General features: G+C 40.4%; 11 protein-coding genes. 1 reads left to right on the forward strand and 10 read right to left on the reverse strand.

The genetic code is table 11. The features are described 5' to 3' along the window. Positions 1 to 119 precede the first annotated feature (119 nt). The 5 genes from ACOJS8_RS00765 to ACOJS8_RS00785 all read right to left on the reverse strand — a co-directional run bounded on the left by ACOJS8_RS00765 (position 120) and on the right by ACOJS8_RS00785 (position 9026). Entirely contained in the window at positions 120 to 1880 is a 1761-nt protein-coding gene (locus ACOJS8_RS00765; RefSeq protein WP_420146620.1) for a tetratricopeptide repeat protein, read from the reverse strand. 535 nt (positions 1881 to 2415) lie between these two features. Next, a complete protein-coding gene (locus tag ACOJS8_RS00770) occupies positions 2416 to 3297 on the reverse strand; it encodes a class I SAM-dependent methyltransferase (protein WP_420146621.1) in 882 nt (293 codons plus the stop codon). Positions 3298 to 3358: 61 nt separating this feature from the next. Then, positions 3359 to 5218 carry a tRNA uridine-5-carboxymethylaminomethyl(34) synthesis enzyme MnmG gene (mnmG, locus tag ACOJS8_RS00775; protein ID WP_420146644.1) on the reverse strand — a complete coding sequence of 620 codons (1860 nt, stop codon included), beginning with the start codon at positions 5216 to 5218 and terminating at the stop codon, positions 3359 to 3361. A gap of 141 nt (positions 5219 to 5359) precedes the next feature. Continuing rightward, positions 5360 to 8662, reverse strand: a complete 3303-nt coding sequence (locus ACOJS8_RS00780) for a DUF4175 family protein (RefSeq protein ID WP_420146622.1) — start codon at positions 8660 to 8662, stop codon at positions 5360 to 5362. 19 nt (positions 8663 to 8681) lie between these two features. Next, complete coding sequence (locus tag ACOJS8_RS00785; RefSeq protein ID WP_420146623.1) at positions 8682 to 9026, reverse strand: hypothetical protein; 345 nt, start codon at positions 9024 to 9026, stop codon at positions 8682 to 8684. Positions 9027 to 9091: 65 nt separating this feature from the next. Here ACOJS8_RS00785 and ACOJS8_RS00790 point away from each other — a divergent pair, with 65 nt between their 5' ends. Beyond that, the gene (locus tag ACOJS8_RS00790; RefSeq protein WP_420146624.1) at positions 9092 to 9802 is read left to right on the forward strand and encodes a ComF family protein; all 711 of its coding nucleotides are present in this window, start codon (positions 9092 to 9094) and stop codon (positions 9800 to 9802) included. A 70-nt stretch (positions 9803 to 9872) separates the two neighbouring features. On the opposite strand, the gene gldJ is transcribed toward ACOJS8_RS00790, so the two are convergent. The 5 genes from gldJ to ACOJS8_RS00815 form a co-directional block, all read right to left on the reverse strand. After that, positions 9873 to 11129 (reverse strand): gliding motility lipoprotein GldJ, encoded by a 1257-nt coding sequence (gldJ, locus tag ACOJS8_RS00795; protein ID WP_420146625.1) that lies wholly within the window; start codon positions 11127 to 11129, stop codon positions 9873 to 9875. A gap of 120 nt (positions 11130 to 11249) precedes the next feature. Beyond that, the gene (gene mfd, locus ACOJS8_RS00800) at positions 11250 to 14603 is read right to left on the reverse strand and encodes a transcription-repair coupling factor (RefSeq protein WP_420146626.1); all 3354 of its coding nucleotides are present in this window, start codon (positions 14601 to 14603) and stop codon (positions 11250 to 11252) included. Positions 14604 to 14705: 102 nt separating this feature from the next. Beyond that, positions 14706 to 15155: a barstar family protein gene (locus ACOJS8_RS00805; protein WP_420146627.1), complete on the reverse strand. Its 450-nt coding sequence runs from the start codon at positions 15153 to 15155 to the stop codon at positions 14706 to 14708. Positions 15156 to 15344: 189 nt separating this feature from the next. After that, positions 15345 to 15641 (reverse strand): muconolactone Delta-isomerase family protein, encoded by a 297-nt coding sequence (locus tag ACOJS8_RS00810; protein WP_420146628.1) that lies wholly within the window; start codon positions 15639 to 15641, stop codon positions 15345 to 15347. A 33-nt stretch (positions 15642 to 15674) separates the two neighbouring features. Beyond that, entirely contained in the window at positions 15675 to 16307 is a 633-nt protein-coding gene (locus ACOJS8_RS00815) for an alpha/beta hydrolase (protein WP_420146645.1), read from the reverse strand. Positions 16308 to 16344 lie beyond the last annotated feature (37 nt).

The following is a 16344-nucleotide window of genomic DNA, read 5'->3' on the forward strand; positions in this document are numbered from 1 at the left end:
ATTATGAAGCTTTTAAGGAATCCTTTCTACAAACCGTAATTTAGCGGTTATCCACAAAAAAAGCCTCTACTACGTAGTAGAGGCTTTTTTTGTGGATAACCCGCTAAAGCTCGATATATCTAATTTATTGCATCTCCTCTCAACAATCGAAAACGCTTCCGGGCTTCTGCACCATATATACTTCCCGTATATTGAGTCAGTACTTTCTGATAAGCATCCATAGCAGCCTGTTTATCTTTTAGGCGCTCTTCGTATATTTTTCCTTGAGTGAACATTGCATCGTCCCCCAGTATATCATTCGGATAACTGGCCGTTATTTTTTTCAAATCCTCAAGTGCTTCTGCATTTTTTCCCTGCTTCATGTACGTATTGGCACGTAGCCACAGCACTTCATCGACAATGGTATGATCAGCATATTGTACCAACATTTTATTTAGGGCATCTACTGCTTCGTCGGTCTTGTTCTGAAACAGCATCAAATCAATGTTAGCATACTCACGCATTGCTGCTTCGGTGCTATCCATCCCTGTATTATCTACAATCAGCAGACTTAGTTGTTCAGCGTCATTCGCGATTTCACGTGAGGTAGCCAGTTTCAATACGTCTAACAGATCTTTTGCTACAGCAAAACTTCCTTTGTAGTACTGAAGCTTTGCATTTTTCAATTTAGCTTCATATCCCAATAGTTCCTCTTTCTGCGATTTCTCAACCTGGGAATAAAGTAATGTTGACTCCCATGGTTCTCCTTTTAGGAGATAAATGTCACCCTTATCAAGTTTACAGCGGTCCACAAAGTTTTTATCTGACTTACCCATATCGATAGCTCGATCCAGAACTGTTAGCGCCGTGTCTTTGCTATCAAGGTAAGTTCCATACAGATTTGCCGTACTACGTAGTGCTTCGAGGGTTTTGACATTGGTTCCTACCTCCTGAAGCATCCGTTGATAATCACTAATAAGCTTACGGATTTCGGTTTTGTCGACCGGATAAGTGTTTTTTACTTGCTCTTCCCGCGCATTGATCACCAAGCGACGGGCGAATGGATAAAGCTGACCTTGTGGATAAGTTGCTGTTATGTATTCAAAAGATTCCGCTGCCGTCTTATACTCTTTGTTATTCATAGCCAGCATACCCAAGTCATAAACTCGACTTCCGTTTAGCTTGAGTCGTTTGTCCGTAGCCTTTTCCTGTAATAGCGCCCGGCTGAATTTTTGTTTCTGGACAAAAAACCAAATCAATAGTTCATTGTAAGCAAGCTCGTTCGGCTCCTGCTGAATTTTTGTATACAAAGCTTTTTCAACAAGCGGTTCATCTTTTGTATTTATGTAACCCTGAAGCGAAGCAAGAACCGTTTCTTTCTTGTCAGATTGTTTGCTGGTCGTTATTATTTCGTCAATGGCTTTTTCTGTCTGCCCGGTTGCCTTGTATAACACCATCAAATCTTCACTATAAGCTGTTGGCTCTTTGCTTACTTCACGCGCTGTTTCATACGCACGGATTGCCCAGCGACTTTCTCCCACCTCGTTGAAAGCCGTTGCAATCTTTTCAAGTTTTGCTATTGATGATTTGCTTGTCTGTAACGCTGCTGTATACTGTGCCTTGGCTTGTGTCGTGTCTCCAAGCTGTCCAGCTAGCTGTCCTGCCAGCAACTCGTAATATTGTTTATTAACATCATCACTACGCTGCTGCTTACGTAGGTATTTGAGTGCATCGTCTGCTTTATTACTCTTTTGCAGGCTAGATACGTAACGCGAAATCCTCTGCCATGTTATTTCCGTTTTCAACAACTTCGCATACTCACTGGCTGACTTCTCAAACTCGCCTGCTTTATAATATTCTTCAGCTAATGTCGCACCAACCTGTCCATAAGCCAAACCCATGCTCAGCACTAATAGCAACACACTTATGACTTTTGACCTTATTAACATTTTATAATTCTCTTTTTAAAAAGAAACGTTTTTATCATTATTAGCTGTGTGGAAATGTGAATAAATAAGTTTTCCACTCATATGTTCGATCAGTGTGGAAAAGAAAGCTCTATTGTGGACAAGCTTTACTTGAGTTATCCACATACAAAATGCTCATCTTCAATAAATTAACATTTTATCCACATAATACGTGGACTTGTGTTGTGGATTTGTGTATAAAAGATGTACACAAGTTAGACTGAGGAAAAAGTGTGGAATTAGATCTTATATGTTGCCGTTTCTCCACACTATTCATCATTCTTGGAGTACTTGTGGATTACTTACTTATTCTTCCACATCAAGTTAAGCAATTGTGAACAAGTTTTCCACTTATTCTAATAAGTTTTCCACATATTTATGAACAGGAAAATTTCACTTTTTTAAGTTATAATAGACCTGTTTACTTTAATGAATGCATTCTGACATCTGGAAGTCTATTAGTAGGCAATCAGGCCTTATTAAAGAGATAGATTAAGCTTGAAGAGTTTCCAGTTTGTTTAGCTGATGCGTTAGATGCCAACCCTATTCGTATGCTTTCAAGATAATCTGTTTTACCGGTCCGATACTTCGTGCTGAGCATAGCTATATAGAACGCATCAAAAATCATTGGCCTTTTACCAACTAATTTAAATTGATGCTTTGCCATTAATGCTTCAATTGTTGATGGGGTAAAGTGGTGAAGATGACGAGGTACGTCATATGCTGCCCAATATTGTTTGAAGTAGTTAGCATCGTAAGAATCTGAATTTGGTACAGCAATCAGCAAAGTTCCCGTTTTAGTAAGCAATTTATAAAGCTGTGGGATTACACCATTAAGATCTGCTATATGTTCAAGCACATGCCAAAGAGTAATTACGTCGAACGGTTTTGCTTTTTGTATAGTATCTAAATCAGGGAAAATGCTAATATTAAGTTTCTTAGTCGCAATGGATCGGGCGTCGACATCTGGCTCCATGCCTGTTATTTGCCAGCCATCTTTTTGACAAGTTTCCAGAAACGTACCTGTGCCACACCCTACGTCCAGAATACATCCCTTACCTTTATTGAGCTTGTTAATTAAATCTAATTTCGATTTTAGTGTATATTTACGCACCATACGATACGCTGTATTCACTAATCCACTGCTTTCATCATTGTGTGATACGTACTGCTCTGCTTTGTAATAAGTGCCAATTTTTGTAGCGTCTGGTCTGGGATTTGTCAACCGAAAGCTACATTGTGTACAGTATACAATAGAAAACATCTGATTACTTACCAAGTAATCTTTGCAATCCAAATGTGGTTTGAATTTGTTGTTATTACAGACAGGACAGGTGGTAATAGTTTCCAAAACTGTTTCTTTATAGTGAATAAACATAAAACGGATTATTGGATGTAATCCGTTTACCTTTTTAGCGGCCCATATATACTAGTAAAATCGATACATCAGAGGGGCTTACACCACTTATACGAGATGCTTGTCCAATAGTTGACGGTCTTACTTTTTTTAATTTTTCCTTGCCCTCAAACGAAAGAGCTTTTAACCGGTCGTAATCAAATGACGGGTTTATAACTAAACTTTCCCATTTATCCAGTTTTTCTGCGTTCTGTTTTTCGCGGTTTAGGTAGTCTTCGTATTTAATTTCGATTACTGTCTGCTCGATTATTTCATCCCCTATTTTAGGTAGGTCAGGTATCAATTTGAGCAATTCGCTTACATCACTTTGATCAATTTCAGGTCTTTTCAACAGGCCATACATACTCGATCTCTCACGTAATAATGAACTGCCTTTACTTTCAAGCCAACTATTGATTTCTTCCGGTTTTACTTTTCTTGACTTTATACGCTCACTCAAATTGGTTATTTCATTCCTTTTTTCTTTCATTGCCTCATAACGCTCCTGTGAAGCTAAACCAACAGCGTATCCTTTTTCGGTTAAGCGCAGATCTGCATTATCCTGACGTAATAAGGTACGGTACTCTGCTCGTGAAGTGAACATTCGATACGGTTCTTCTGTACCCTTAGTGATTAGATCATCTACCAATACTCCAATATACCCTTCTGACCGTTTGACAGTGAATTCAGCTTCTTCATGAACGTTTCTGTGTGCGTTAATTCCCGCTATTAACCCCTGACAAGCTGCTTCTTCATATCCTGTTGTACCATTAATTTGACCGGCAAAGAAAAGATTATTTATTAATTGGGTCTCCAGTGTATGTTTCAATTGCGTGGGTGGAAAGAAATCGTACTCAACGGCATAACCTGGACGAAACATCCGCACGTTTTCAAAACCTGGTATCTTACGTAGTGCATCGTATTGAACCGTTTCTGGAAGCGATGTGGAAAAGCCATTTACGTACACTTCCACTGTATCCCATCCTTCGGGTTCCACGAATATCTGGTGGCGATCTTTGTCCGCAAAACGGTTAATCTTATCTTCTACAGATGGACAGTACCGTGGGCCCAACCCTTTGATACGCCCTGTGAACATAGGCGATTTTCCGAATCCTTTTTTTAATTCATCATGAACATTTTGATTCGTATAGGTTATCCAACAACTACGCTGTTGAGTTAATTTCTGAGTATCAGTATAAGAAAATTTACCAGGATTTTCATCCCCTAACTGTTCCTCCATCAATTCATAGTTTAAGCTCCTTCCATCAACACGTGGTGGAGTACCCGTTTTCATTCGCCCCGATTCAAACCCCAGAGAAATTAATTGTTCTGTGAGCCCAGTTGCTGCTCGTTCTGCTGTCCTTCCTCCACCAAATACTTTTTCTCCAATGAACATCTTGCCATTTAAAAAAGTCCCGTTTGTAAGTACTACAGCTTTAGCGGTAAATTCTACCCCTAAATTAGTTTTAACTCCAATTACTTTTTTTTCATCTACTAATACTGCATTAACAGAATCCTGCCAGAAGTCAATGTTAGGATTTCCTTCTAATATTTTACGCCACTCCCATGCAAACAAATTTCGGTCGCTTTGGCAACGGGGACTCCACATAGCGGGCCCTTTCGAGCGATTCAGCATTCTGAACTGAATCATACTTTTGTCGCTCACTATACCTGACATTCCCCCCATCGCATCAATTTCACGCACTATCTGGCCTTTTGCCACCCCCCCCATTGCGGGGTTGCACGACATCTGCGCTATAGTTTGCATGTTCATGGTAATCAATAAAACCTTTGATCCCATTGTGGCCGCTGCATTTGCTGCTTCACAACCCGCGTGGCCTGCCCCAACCACTATTACGTCGTAAGTAGAATACATTTTGATAAATTTTGAAAAATGTTTCACGTGGAAACTTTTCAAAAAATTGTTGATTGTAATTGAAAAAATAAAAACTTAACAATAAACCAACAAAAAACCACTGTCCTTTGTGCCAGACAGTGGTTAAATGAAGTTCTTAATTTATCTACTAACTTTTTGTAAGTACTGATTAGCTTCCTTTTTGTAAAAAAGATTATAGTTTGGAGTGACTGAACGCAATACCTCAACCTGCTTATTTCTGTTCTGCAGATTAGTAGAATCAAAAAAGGCAGGAACACTACGCTTAGTTGATTTGGCTGTTTCTGCTTGTCGTTTGGGATCTTCTTCCTGTTGCTTAAATGCTTTTTCAGATTCTAGGAGCCGAGTCAAAATCTCGTTTTGTCGATTAATAAGATTTTGATTGACACGCTTGTTGACAAGATCTGTTTCTGACTCATCCATCTTTTCGAGTAGATCTTTGACTTCCTTTCCCTGAGCCTTGCCAGCTTCGGTGCCTTTCGAATTTTCCTCAAGCTTTTTAAGCATTTGCCGGATCATGGCTTGCTCAGCTGCCATCTGTGACAACTCCTCAGATAAGCCTCTTCCCGATTTGCCACCTTTCTGTAGCTGTTGCATTTTAGCGTTCAACTGCTTTTGCATTTCGCCCATACTATTTGGATTATCACCTTTTTTGCTTCCTTTGCCTTTACCGGGCATTGCCATAGCGTTCATTTGCTGTTGCATGTTTTTCAGAACATCACTAAGCATTAACGCCAAGTTGTTAATTGATGTCATGGCAAATTGCTGTTTAGAAGAGGCCATACTTAAACGGCGTTCCCGCAATTGCTGAACACTTTCATCCATGTAAGATTTCATGTTGGTCAGTTCACGAGTTACAAATGACTGAATCTGCACCACCCGGCTAGCAAGAGCAGTAAGACTATCTTCTATAATTTTAGCATCATCTTGCAACTTTAACTGCTCTTGTGAGAGCTTAGTAACACGAGGGTCCTGGAGGCTCATTCCACGAAAATCCTTCATGACGCGTTCCTGTCCAAAAGACAACGTAATAAGGTTATCAAGAATATTACGAAGATCATCCATATTCTCCTGCATTTCCTGCATTTCAGCAGATTGCATAGACTCTTTCATAGCCTTACTCATGGATCGCATAGATTTTGCCGACTTATTTTGTTTAGAGGCAGCCTGTTTACCTTGGTTGCTTTTCATATTTTTAGTCGCTTCATCCATGTCTTTTTCAATCTCCTTCTGCTCGTTTTCAGATGTTTCAGGCTTATTAAGGTCCTCCTTTTCCGCTTGTTTTTCGAGTTCCTTCAACTGGTCTTGAGTATTTTTAAAGTCTTCCTGAGCTTTCTCTTGTTGCTTCTGTTGACTTTCGGACGTATCATTTTTCTTGGCATTTTCCTCTGCTTGCTTCTCAAGATTTTCTGCCTGTTTCTCTAAATTCTCTGCGATGTTATTGACCTTTTGTTCAAGCTGCATCTGTTTGAAAAGCTTTAAAGCGCGATCTAGATCACGTTCCATATTGCGCTCTTTACGGCTTAACTTATCGAGCAAATCGGAGGCTTTCTCATCCTGTTTTCGCTCTAGAAGTTGCTTCAACTGTTCATAAAGTTGTTTTGACTCAGGATCAAGCAATTCATTAAAAAGCTTTTGTAACTGTTCCAACTTGTCCTGCATTGCCTGATTTTTTTCGGCAAAACGTTGCTGAGTATCATTTGTTTTCTGAAACTGTTCCTGCAACTTTTGGATCTCTTTCATGAGTTCTTCACGTTTTTGCAACACGTCCTGAAGTTGCTTCTTATCTTGAAAATCAGACGACTTCTTTGTTCGCATGCGATCTTCCATCTGATTCAGCTCTTTCTTAATCGCTTGCGTCTTGCTTAATGCATTATCAATCTGCTGTTCAGTTTTCTCGGCAGATTCATCAACCTGTTTCTGAATTTCAGTATTCGTAGGAATAACGAAATTAAGTTGATTGGAACGACTTGATTTTGGTCCATTCACACCATCATTGTCCCATACCTGAACGAAATACTCCAGACGATCTTCCTGGCCAAGTTTTAAACTGTCCAATGACCAGTTGTAAATGAAATTTTGGGACGTAGTGGAACCCTGAAATGGAATGTCTTTGATATACGAGGGCGAAGGCTTACCGTTACGTATAATTTTGTAATTCAGACGAAGTTTTGAAAAGCCATAATCGTCCGAAAGCAATCCAGAGAGGGATATATAATTATACGTAACAGTATCTTGAATTCGATCAACGGATATCTGTGGATAACGGTCTGGAATAACTTGAACGTTATACTGAACAGTTGATGGTTTAGCAATTTGTCCGTTTTTAAGCGAAACAGTGTACAAGGAACTCTGCATTAATCGGCGGTTCAGCACAAACGTATTGTTATCGATCAAGCGTGCTGGAGTTTGCTTTGTTTCAGTGTTAAATCGAAACAAAAGAGAGTCTGTGTGATCAGCAGCGAATTCCCAGTTGATCACAGTTCCCTGGGGAACCAACAGGTTGCCGACATTGGAAAGCTGTTCATTTGGCTTATTCAAATAAGCCGGATAATTAAGCTTGACATTGAAGGATAAAACGGCAGGTCGATCAATTAATAATATTTTATAGGTAGACGAATTAAAACCGGCAGCTTCTAAATGAAAATCTAAATCCCGTTGAAGGTTATCGAAATTATAAGAAAAATGATCTCCTGTTTGGTCAAGTTTGAACCGTGTGCCGTTAGTAACCACATATACGGCTTGAGGCAATACGTCGCCCGTAAGCTTCACGGACAATGCAAAATCTTCATTTCGAAAAGCTTTTAATGACTTGTTCTGAATGAGAAACTGAAACGGAGCCTCCTCAACAAACTCTTTGTTATAGTTTACGAGTCGTGTGGACGATTTGGTAAAAAAAGCAGGATTTATAATTAAAATCAAAAGTATCAACCCTAACGGAGGGATCGCATACTTGAGGAATTGTCGATTACGGCTTATCTGGATGGCATTCGCGAAGCGATTTATAAGCAATTGCTGGGAGCGTTGATTAAGGCTTGCTTGAAGCAAATCACTCTGATCAGAAGAAATACGTTGAAGTTGAAGCGTATTTAAAAGCTTGTCCCCCACTTCTGGGAAGAACGTGCCAATCTGTCGAGCAGCTTCATCATTTGATAAAGGCTTGTTGAGTCCATACAGACTCATTAGGGGCCGGACAACCAGTAAATACATGCCCACTAAAACAGTCAAGATAAAACCAAAAAACAGGATTGCCCGACCAGCAGAATTAAATCGGCCTACAAATTCAGCCGTGTTGATCAACAGGTAGCCCGTTCCTAACAGAGCGATGAAAAACAGGCTTCCTTTCACAAGCTGATTTTGAAAGTAGCGTTTTTTATACTCGTCGATACGTTGAAGTAATGTTATGTAAGCAGTTGAGGATTGCATACGAATTCAGGTTGAGTAATTAAACTAAAAGGGACTCGAAATACTGAATAACGTGTTGTTTCAGAAAGTTTTCCTGAGATAACAGATCACCATGTGGAACTGGCTTTGACAGCGACCATTGTGGCCATCCATCTTTATCGTAACCTTCAAGTATGTAATAACCTGATAGACTTAGTACTCTGCATACAGCAATATGCATTAAGTCCTGTTTCGCTTCTTTTGAAAAACGCTTGGGACCCGTACCTAACTCTTGTACCCCAATCAAAAATAAAACTGCATTGAGATCAGCCGGACGTTTTCCGATCAGTTTTTCCAGCTGATCAAGTAACTCTTCCCATGAATTATTTATACTTTCGTCCTCCACAGCTCTGTTTGCTTTCTACTTCTCTCTAAATTACAACGATTTATAGTTAATAACGAACATTATTGATGTTTCAATTTATTCAACATTGTATTAGTGATTTTATAGATCTTCTTTTTCCAGATCTATGTGTTGGATGTGATCAATTGTTGAATACCAGTGAAAAGTACATCTGCTCGCATTGTCGGATGAATCTGCCTGAGACAGGACATCACAGAGAGCCTTACGACCAAATCCTTTTAAATAAATTCGCTGGAAAGGTGCCAATTCAATTCATAGCTTCTTACGTTTACTTTACTAAAGGCAGTAGTGTTCAAAAAATAATCCACCAGATTAAATATAAAGGACAGAAGGAGGCTGCTAAAGAAATAGCCAGATGGTATGGATACCTGCTCAAATCAGAGAGCAAGGCAGTTGAAGCAATAGACGTAGTAATTAGCGTACCGTTGCATAAGAGCCGGTTACAGCAGCGGGGTTATAATCAGGCCGACTGGATAGCTGAGGGATTAGCAGAAGCGCTTGAAATTCCTGTCTGTAAAGACGTAGTGATTCGTAATCAATTTAAGGAATCACAAACGAATAAAAATCGTCTGGAGCGTTGGGAAAACGTGAAATCTGCGTTTTCTGTGCTCAATTCAGAATCAGTATTAGATAAACACGTAGCAATTGTTGATGATGTACTAACTACGGGTGCTACGATTGAAGCCTGCGCTACCGAATTATTGAAGGCTGGATGCAGATCAGTAAGTGTTTTGACTTTGGCAGTAGCTGGTAGATGACATGTGGTTCAACAAATAATAAGGGGAATCCAATGATGGATTCCCCTTATTATTTAGATTTTGTTTTATTTTACTTGTTCCGGCCAACTCCAATCATTGCACAACGGAAACCAATCATAGCCGTAGCAGAATCCTGATCTAAATAACGCCGTGTTCCGGGTGATAACCAGTACGCTACATCATTCCATGAACCACCTTTATAGACTCGAAGGCGGTCATCAATGAGCGATTGCTTATTTTTTGTGTCATAATTTTTAGCCTCATCCAGATAGCCATTTCGACGGATCGGATTAAGATCGTTTACGTCCTGATAAGAAAGAGGACGATATACATCATAAACCCACTCATTTACATTACCAGCCATGTTATATAAACCGAAATCATTGGCAGGGTAAGCGTAAATTTCTGCAGTTATAATAGCACCATCATTTGAGCGACCGGCTATACCGGCATAGTCACCACGGCCACGCTTGAAATTAGCTAGCATTTGACCTTGTTTTCGCCCTTTTTTAGGATTACGAACTGAGGAACCGTCCCATGGATAAATCCGCTGGTTGATCTGATTCTCATCCATGTATTGTGTTCCGATAAGAGCTTTTGCAGCGTACTCCCACTCTGCCTCCGTTGGAAGTCGGTAATCCGGAAGAATCATACCACTCTCAAGACTTGGTTTAGCCGGGGCAGCCGAGGCTTCGGCTAAAGCTGGCTCCTCAGCTGCTTTTGATTTCCGTTTAAGTGAAAAACCACCACCTTTCTTCTTAGGAGCACCACCTTTAGCAAGCTCATTATTCACAGCATTTGACCGCCATATAGCATAGTCATTTGCCTGTACCCATGAAACACCAACTACAGGATAGTATCGGAATGCGGGGTAACGTAAATATTGTGTTACGTATGAATCGTTAAACGAAAGCGGATTTGCCCAAACAGTTGTGTCAGGTAAAGCAGCTTTTACAACTTCTTCTGATGAATCACGTGTAATAGCGTTCAAATACTCGAGATAGTGAACGTTGGCCATTTCTGTTTCATCCATGTAAAATGATTGGATTGAAACAGTACGTTCGCGGTTATCGCGCGTATTCATTACGTCCTCTTCAAGGGCGCCCATTGTGAAGCGTCCACCCTCTATGAAAACAAGGTTTGGTCCTGCTTTTTGTCCCGCAAATTTCTTTACCTGAAAACCATCTTTCTGGTTGTAAGCAATCCCTGTCGCCGTACTTTTTTTACCGGGCTGCACACTAGTCGGGTGCTTAGGCTTACAGGATGCCAGGGCCGCCGTTGCCAACAGCACATAAGCCGCTCGTTGCAGGTGATACTTTTGAATCATTGCTCTATTTTGTGTAAAACGTAGGTGCAAAATTAGATAAAAGATATAAGACTCTGGAAGAAAGACTTCATACTCAGTCTAAAACCTGTAAAAAATCTTGGATCGTACTTCGTTTGTCTCTTAACTTGTCATTGCGCTCAAAATTTCATTCAATTGCTCGACTGAAAATACATCGGTATGAGTGAAAATGGGCCGCCCCTTCGACTCCTTCAACGAACATTTGGCTGGGTTTCGTTTAATGTATTCGATTACCCTACCAAACTGATCAGATTTGAAGAAATCGTCGTTCCCGTTAGAAACGAAGTATCCTTTGAGTATATTATTCTTCAACGTCAGTTTTTCAAGGTATAATTGCTCTGCTTTCCAGCGAACATTAACCATTTTTATCAGGTTTTCGACTTCGTCGGGCATTGGACCGAAACGATCAATTACTTCCTGTCGAAAAGCCTGTAATTCTTCATTATTTTGTAAACTATCCAGGCGAGTATATAACGCCAATCGTTCCGATATATTGGAGACGTAACGTTCGGGGATTACAACCTGTAAATCGGTCTCTATCACCGTATCAGGAAGCGCTAATTTTAGCTCGCCGGGCTTGGTTTCAAAGAGGTCTTTAAATTCATTTTCGCGTAATTCCTGCACAGCCTCATCCAACACTTTGTGATACATTTCAAAGCCAAGGTCATTAATAAATCCGCTCTGTTCAGCACCTAACAGGTTACCCGCCCCCCGGATATCCAGATCGCGCATGGCAATTTTGAAGCCTTCACCCAAGTCAGAAAAGTCTTCAAGCGTCTGAAGGCGCTTGCGGGCATCTGCCGTCAATACAGAAGGAGGTGGAGTCAATAAATAGCAAAACGCTTTTCGATTTGAACGGCCTACCCTTCCACGCATTTGGTGTAAGTCGGATAACCCAAAATAATGAGCGTTATTGATCAGAATTGTATTCGCGTTAGGAATATCCAGACCTGACTCTATAATATTAGTAGATACTAAAACGTCGTAATCGCCTTCTATGAAGCGCGTCATGATACGTTCCAGACGTTCGCCTTCCATTTGGCCATGCGCTACACTCACGCGCGCTTCTGGCACTAGTCGCATGATTAAATTTCCAATGGATTCAATGTCATTGATTCGGTTATGAACAAAGAAAACCTGCCCTCCACGCCTTATTTCATTACTTACAGCATCTCGGATGATTGTCTCATTATATGGATGTACTTCCGTTGTAACAGGTTGGCGATTTGGAGGAGGAGTTGCAATAACAGATAAGTCGCGGGCACCCATTAAAGAAAAATGCAAGGTTCGGGGAATGGGCGTAGCTGTGAGCGTTAGCACGTCCACTTCTACCCGCATTTCTTTCAGACGATCTTTCGTTTTTACGCCGAATTTTTGCTCTTCGTCAATGACCAGTAAGCCTAAGTCCTTAAACTTGATATCTTTATTTACAATTCGATGAGTTCCGATTAGAATGCCAATTTCGCCGGATGCTACGCCTTTCAGAATCTCCTTTATTTGCGTTGTCGATCGAAAACGATTAATGTATTCAATCTTCACTGGAAAGTCTGCCATACGCTCGCTAAACGTCTTAAAATGCTGCATGGCAAGAATTGTTGTTGGCACTAATACAGCTACCTGTTTATTATCCGTTACGGCTTTAAATGCAGCCCGAATTGCTATTTCGGTTTTGCCGAAACCAACATCACCACATACAAGTCGATCCATGGGATGCGGCCTTTCCATATCATCCTTTACGTCATTGGTTGCTTTAGCCTGATCTGGCGTGTCTTCGTAAAGAAATGATGACTCAAGTTCAGCCTGTAGAAAGCTGTCGCGACTATAAGCATATCCCGGTGCCGTTCGGCGTTTTGCGTAGAGCGCTATCAGTTCCCGGGCAATTTCTTTAACCTGCTTTCGAATCCTTGACTTTTTCTGCTCCCAATCCTGCGAGCCGAGTTTGCTCATGACTGGTGGACCGCCTTCTTTTCCACTGTATTTAGCGATCTTGTGTAAGCTGTGAATACTTACCAACAGGATATCGTTATCGCGGTAGATGAGACGTATCGCTTCCTGCTCGTTGCCAGCATGGTCAACTTTTTCTAAACCCGCAAATCGTCCGATGCCATGATCGATATGGGTTACGTAGTCTCCGGGCTGTAATGTCTTTAACTCACGTAGCGTTAAGGCTTTCGACTTGGAAAACTTATCTTGAACCCGGTAGCGATAATACCGGTCAAAAATCTGATGATCCGTAAAGCAGGCTATCTTTAGGGTGTTGTCTACAAATCCCTCTCGTAGACCAATATTGATTGGCTGAAATTTAACGAATGGATCAAGCTCCTCAAATATTGTCTTTAACCGATCAAGCTGTTTGAACGACTCGGCTGCAATGATATTGGTGAATCCTTTAGCCTGATTATCGCCCAACGTATCAACAAGTCGTTTGAAATCCTTATTGAAAGACGGCTGTGGCTTTGAATTGTATTGCTGTTTACCTTCTGTCTTGAAGTAGAATTTGCGTCCAAATTCAACCGTTCGAAACATCTTTAAATCATTTAAAAAGGTTCGACGAGTCTCAAACAATTCGCCCGGGTCAGATACTACCTGAATTCCTCCACTGTTGGCTACCACTGATTCAAAGCTTTGCTCAGCTTTTTCGTAGCACTTATCTATAATATCGAGCGTAAGCTCAATATCTTTAGCCCAGACGGTGGTGTCCTTGGGTAAAAAACTAAAAAATTGTTCACGGCTCTCCTGAACAAGTTTAGTCTGTATGTTCGGGATAATATTGATAAATTCAACCGGGTCAGTCGAAAGTTGTGTTTCAGGATTGAACTTGCGGATACTTTCTACCTCATCATCGAATAAATCGATGCGAAATGGAAATTCGCTGGCAAATGAAAATACGTCAATGATACCACCACGTACTGAAAACTGACCTGCTTCGTAAACGAAATCTGTTTTTTCAAATTCATACGTTTGCAGAAGTTCCGATACGAAATGAGTGTCTAGCTTCTCCCCTACCCGAATCGTTAACGTATTAGCTTGCAAAGAACGTTTGTTAATTACTTTTTCAGATAATGATTCGGGGTATGCTACAATTAATAATCCTTCTTTCGAAGCTGGATTTAATTTGTTCAATACTTCTGCTCGCATCAATACGTTTGCATTTTCGATTTCTTCATATTGATATGGCTTTTTATATGACATCGGAAAGAGCAAAACTTCCCGGTCCGTTAGGTTCTGAAGGTCATTAAAAAAATAGGCAGCTTCATCACGATCTGTCAGTATAAACAGGTGATTGCCTCCCACTAGTTTAAATATGGCTGAAGCCAATACCGAATCCAGACTACCAGCAACACCTTTGATTTGCAATCGTTGTGGCTCACTAGATGGTTTACGGCTAAAGGGTTCAGCCAATAATTTTATAAAGCTATCCTCGGTGTATAAACCGAGTAATTCATTTGGTTTCAAGCGATGTTCAGGTTGTTTGTCAAACGCGAAAAGCCGCTGGAAGGACCTCCCGGCGGCACGTATTGATAACAGTAGGTTTCAAAAATTTGTTGCGTCAATTCGTTATTTCAACACTGATAATAGAGCATAATTAATGCTTTCCTGCTCTAATAGTTTACGTATGCGTAGACTATCCTCGAAAACTAAAATAATTTCCTTCTTATCTGCATCGTCGTCTTCATCCACCCATTTCCAATCTTCGGCTGTAGCCTCTAGTATATTCAAAATACTTCCCATTTTAGCCGGGTCTCGCTCTTTGCTGATCAGCGTTTCGGTACTGGTAAAATAGAGTATTATACGTTCGTCTTCGAGCCATTGTAGATCGTTTAAGTAGTCATTTAGCGCATCAAGGTTGAAACCAAAGCCGTCTGGAAAGTCTAACAACACGGCTATTTCTTCATAGAAATCCCTTAACGTAATAACCTTTTTTCCGTCGATATGAGCAATGAAATCTCCACTAAAATGGCTTTCTAACTCACTCTCAGACTGAGAAATATAGACGTTTGGTGTCATGTATTATTTATAATATGAGATACTATGGACCTAAATAAATTGTTCCACGTGGAAATTGAATATCAACCTTTTATAACCATAAGTAACCAGTTTAGCTATGGTTACTTATGGTTATAAGAAACGGTTATGCAAGCAAAAGTACAATTTTTGGCCATAAAAAAGCCCTCAGGAAAGAGGGCTTTTTGTAGTTTAGTTTAGCGAGAAAAGTGGTATTCGAGCCGCAAGCATATTATGAAACATAAGCTCAGTGATCATTGGTGTCATGTATTTAATAAGTGGAAATTCAGAGATTGATTCCAATACTTCAAGTTCCGAGTCAGCCTTAAAAATACACCAGAGCTTTTGGCGGTCGGCAGAAAGGGAATACGATAATAAAAAACCCTTCTCCATTAGTTCTTCCACTTTAAGTCGCTGGGCAGGTATCCGATTTTCAAACCCTTCATCCATCACGGCCGGAAGGTCAAATTCAACCATATATTGGCTCATAGGCAATCGTGTTAAGTGCAGATGTTAAGATCATTATTGATCTCCCGCTATCAGCAAATTAACAATCTTTAGCTCATCTTCGTTAATCGTATGCGGAAAATTAGGGTATAATTTTGTCGTTACGTTCGCTCCCATCTTCCGAAAAATATCTTCTGATTCTAAAACCCGTTCTTTCGGTACGTGTGAATCTTGGTCACTACATCCTAAAAAAACAGGCGTATTATCGAACATCCCATCGTAGGTACGAGGGGTTCCGGCTGGGCCAATCAAGCCACCACTTAGTCCAAAAATACCGCCATACTCGGCTGCATTACGCGCTAAAAATTCTAACAGCAAACAGGCTCCCTGTGAAAAACCCAGCCAATAAATTTGTGGTAGTTTGAAATTGAAATCCGATTGTAGACGTCCTCGCAAACTGGCCAGAACTTGTAATGCCGAACTAAGGTATGGCTCGTTTTCATTTACTGGTCTTAGAAATGAATGCGGATACCACGTATTACCTGTCGCTTCAGGAGCAATAAAAGCAAAATCTTTATCCTGAATGTATTCTGACAAAGACAAAATATCGCGTGCTGAACCACCCCGACCATGTACCATGACCAACACTTTTTTTGCCTCTTCAAGTGGCTTTCCTGCAGTTCGAATATTATTGGAATTATGTATCATCGTTTTTTGAAATTTTATCAATCACAAAAGCAGAGGG

The sequence above is a fragment of the Spirosoma sp. genome (assembly GCF_048594605.1).
Lineage (GTDB): Bacteria > Bacteroidota > Bacteroidia > Cytophagales > Spirosomataceae > Spirosoma.

Coding starts and splice junctions, on each gene's coding strand:
- gldJ (WP_420146625.1), bottom strand. CDS start 11,129: ATGATTCAAAAGTATCACCTGCAACGAGCGGCTTATGTGCTGTTGGCA.
- ACOJS8_RS00790 (WP_420146624.1), top strand. CDS start 9,092: ATGTTTCAATTTATTCAACATTGTATTAGTGATTTTATAGATCTTCTT.
- ACOJS8_RS00815 (WP_420146645.1), bottom strand. CDS start 16,307: ATGATACATAATTCCAATAATATTCGAACTGCAGGAAAGCCACTTGAA.
- ACOJS8_RS00780 (WP_420146622.1), bottom strand. CDS start 8,662: ATGCAATCCTCAACTGCTTACATAACATTACTTCAACGTATCGACGAG.
- mnmG (WP_420146644.1), bottom strand. CDS start 5,218: ATGTATTCTACTTACGACGTAATAGTGGTTGGGGCAGGCCACGCGGGT.
- ACOJS8_RS00810 (WP_420146628.1), bottom strand. CDS start 15,641: ATGAGCCAATATATGGTTGAATTTGACCTTCCGGCCGTGATGGATGAA.
- ACOJS8_RS00765 (WP_420146620.1), bottom strand. CDS start 1,880: ATGGGTTTGGCTTATGGACAGGTTGGTGCGACATTAGCTGAAGAATAT.
- ACOJS8_RS00805 (WP_420146627.1), bottom strand. CDS start 15,155: ATGACACCAAACGTCTATATTTCTCAGTCTGAGAGTGAGTTAGAAAGC.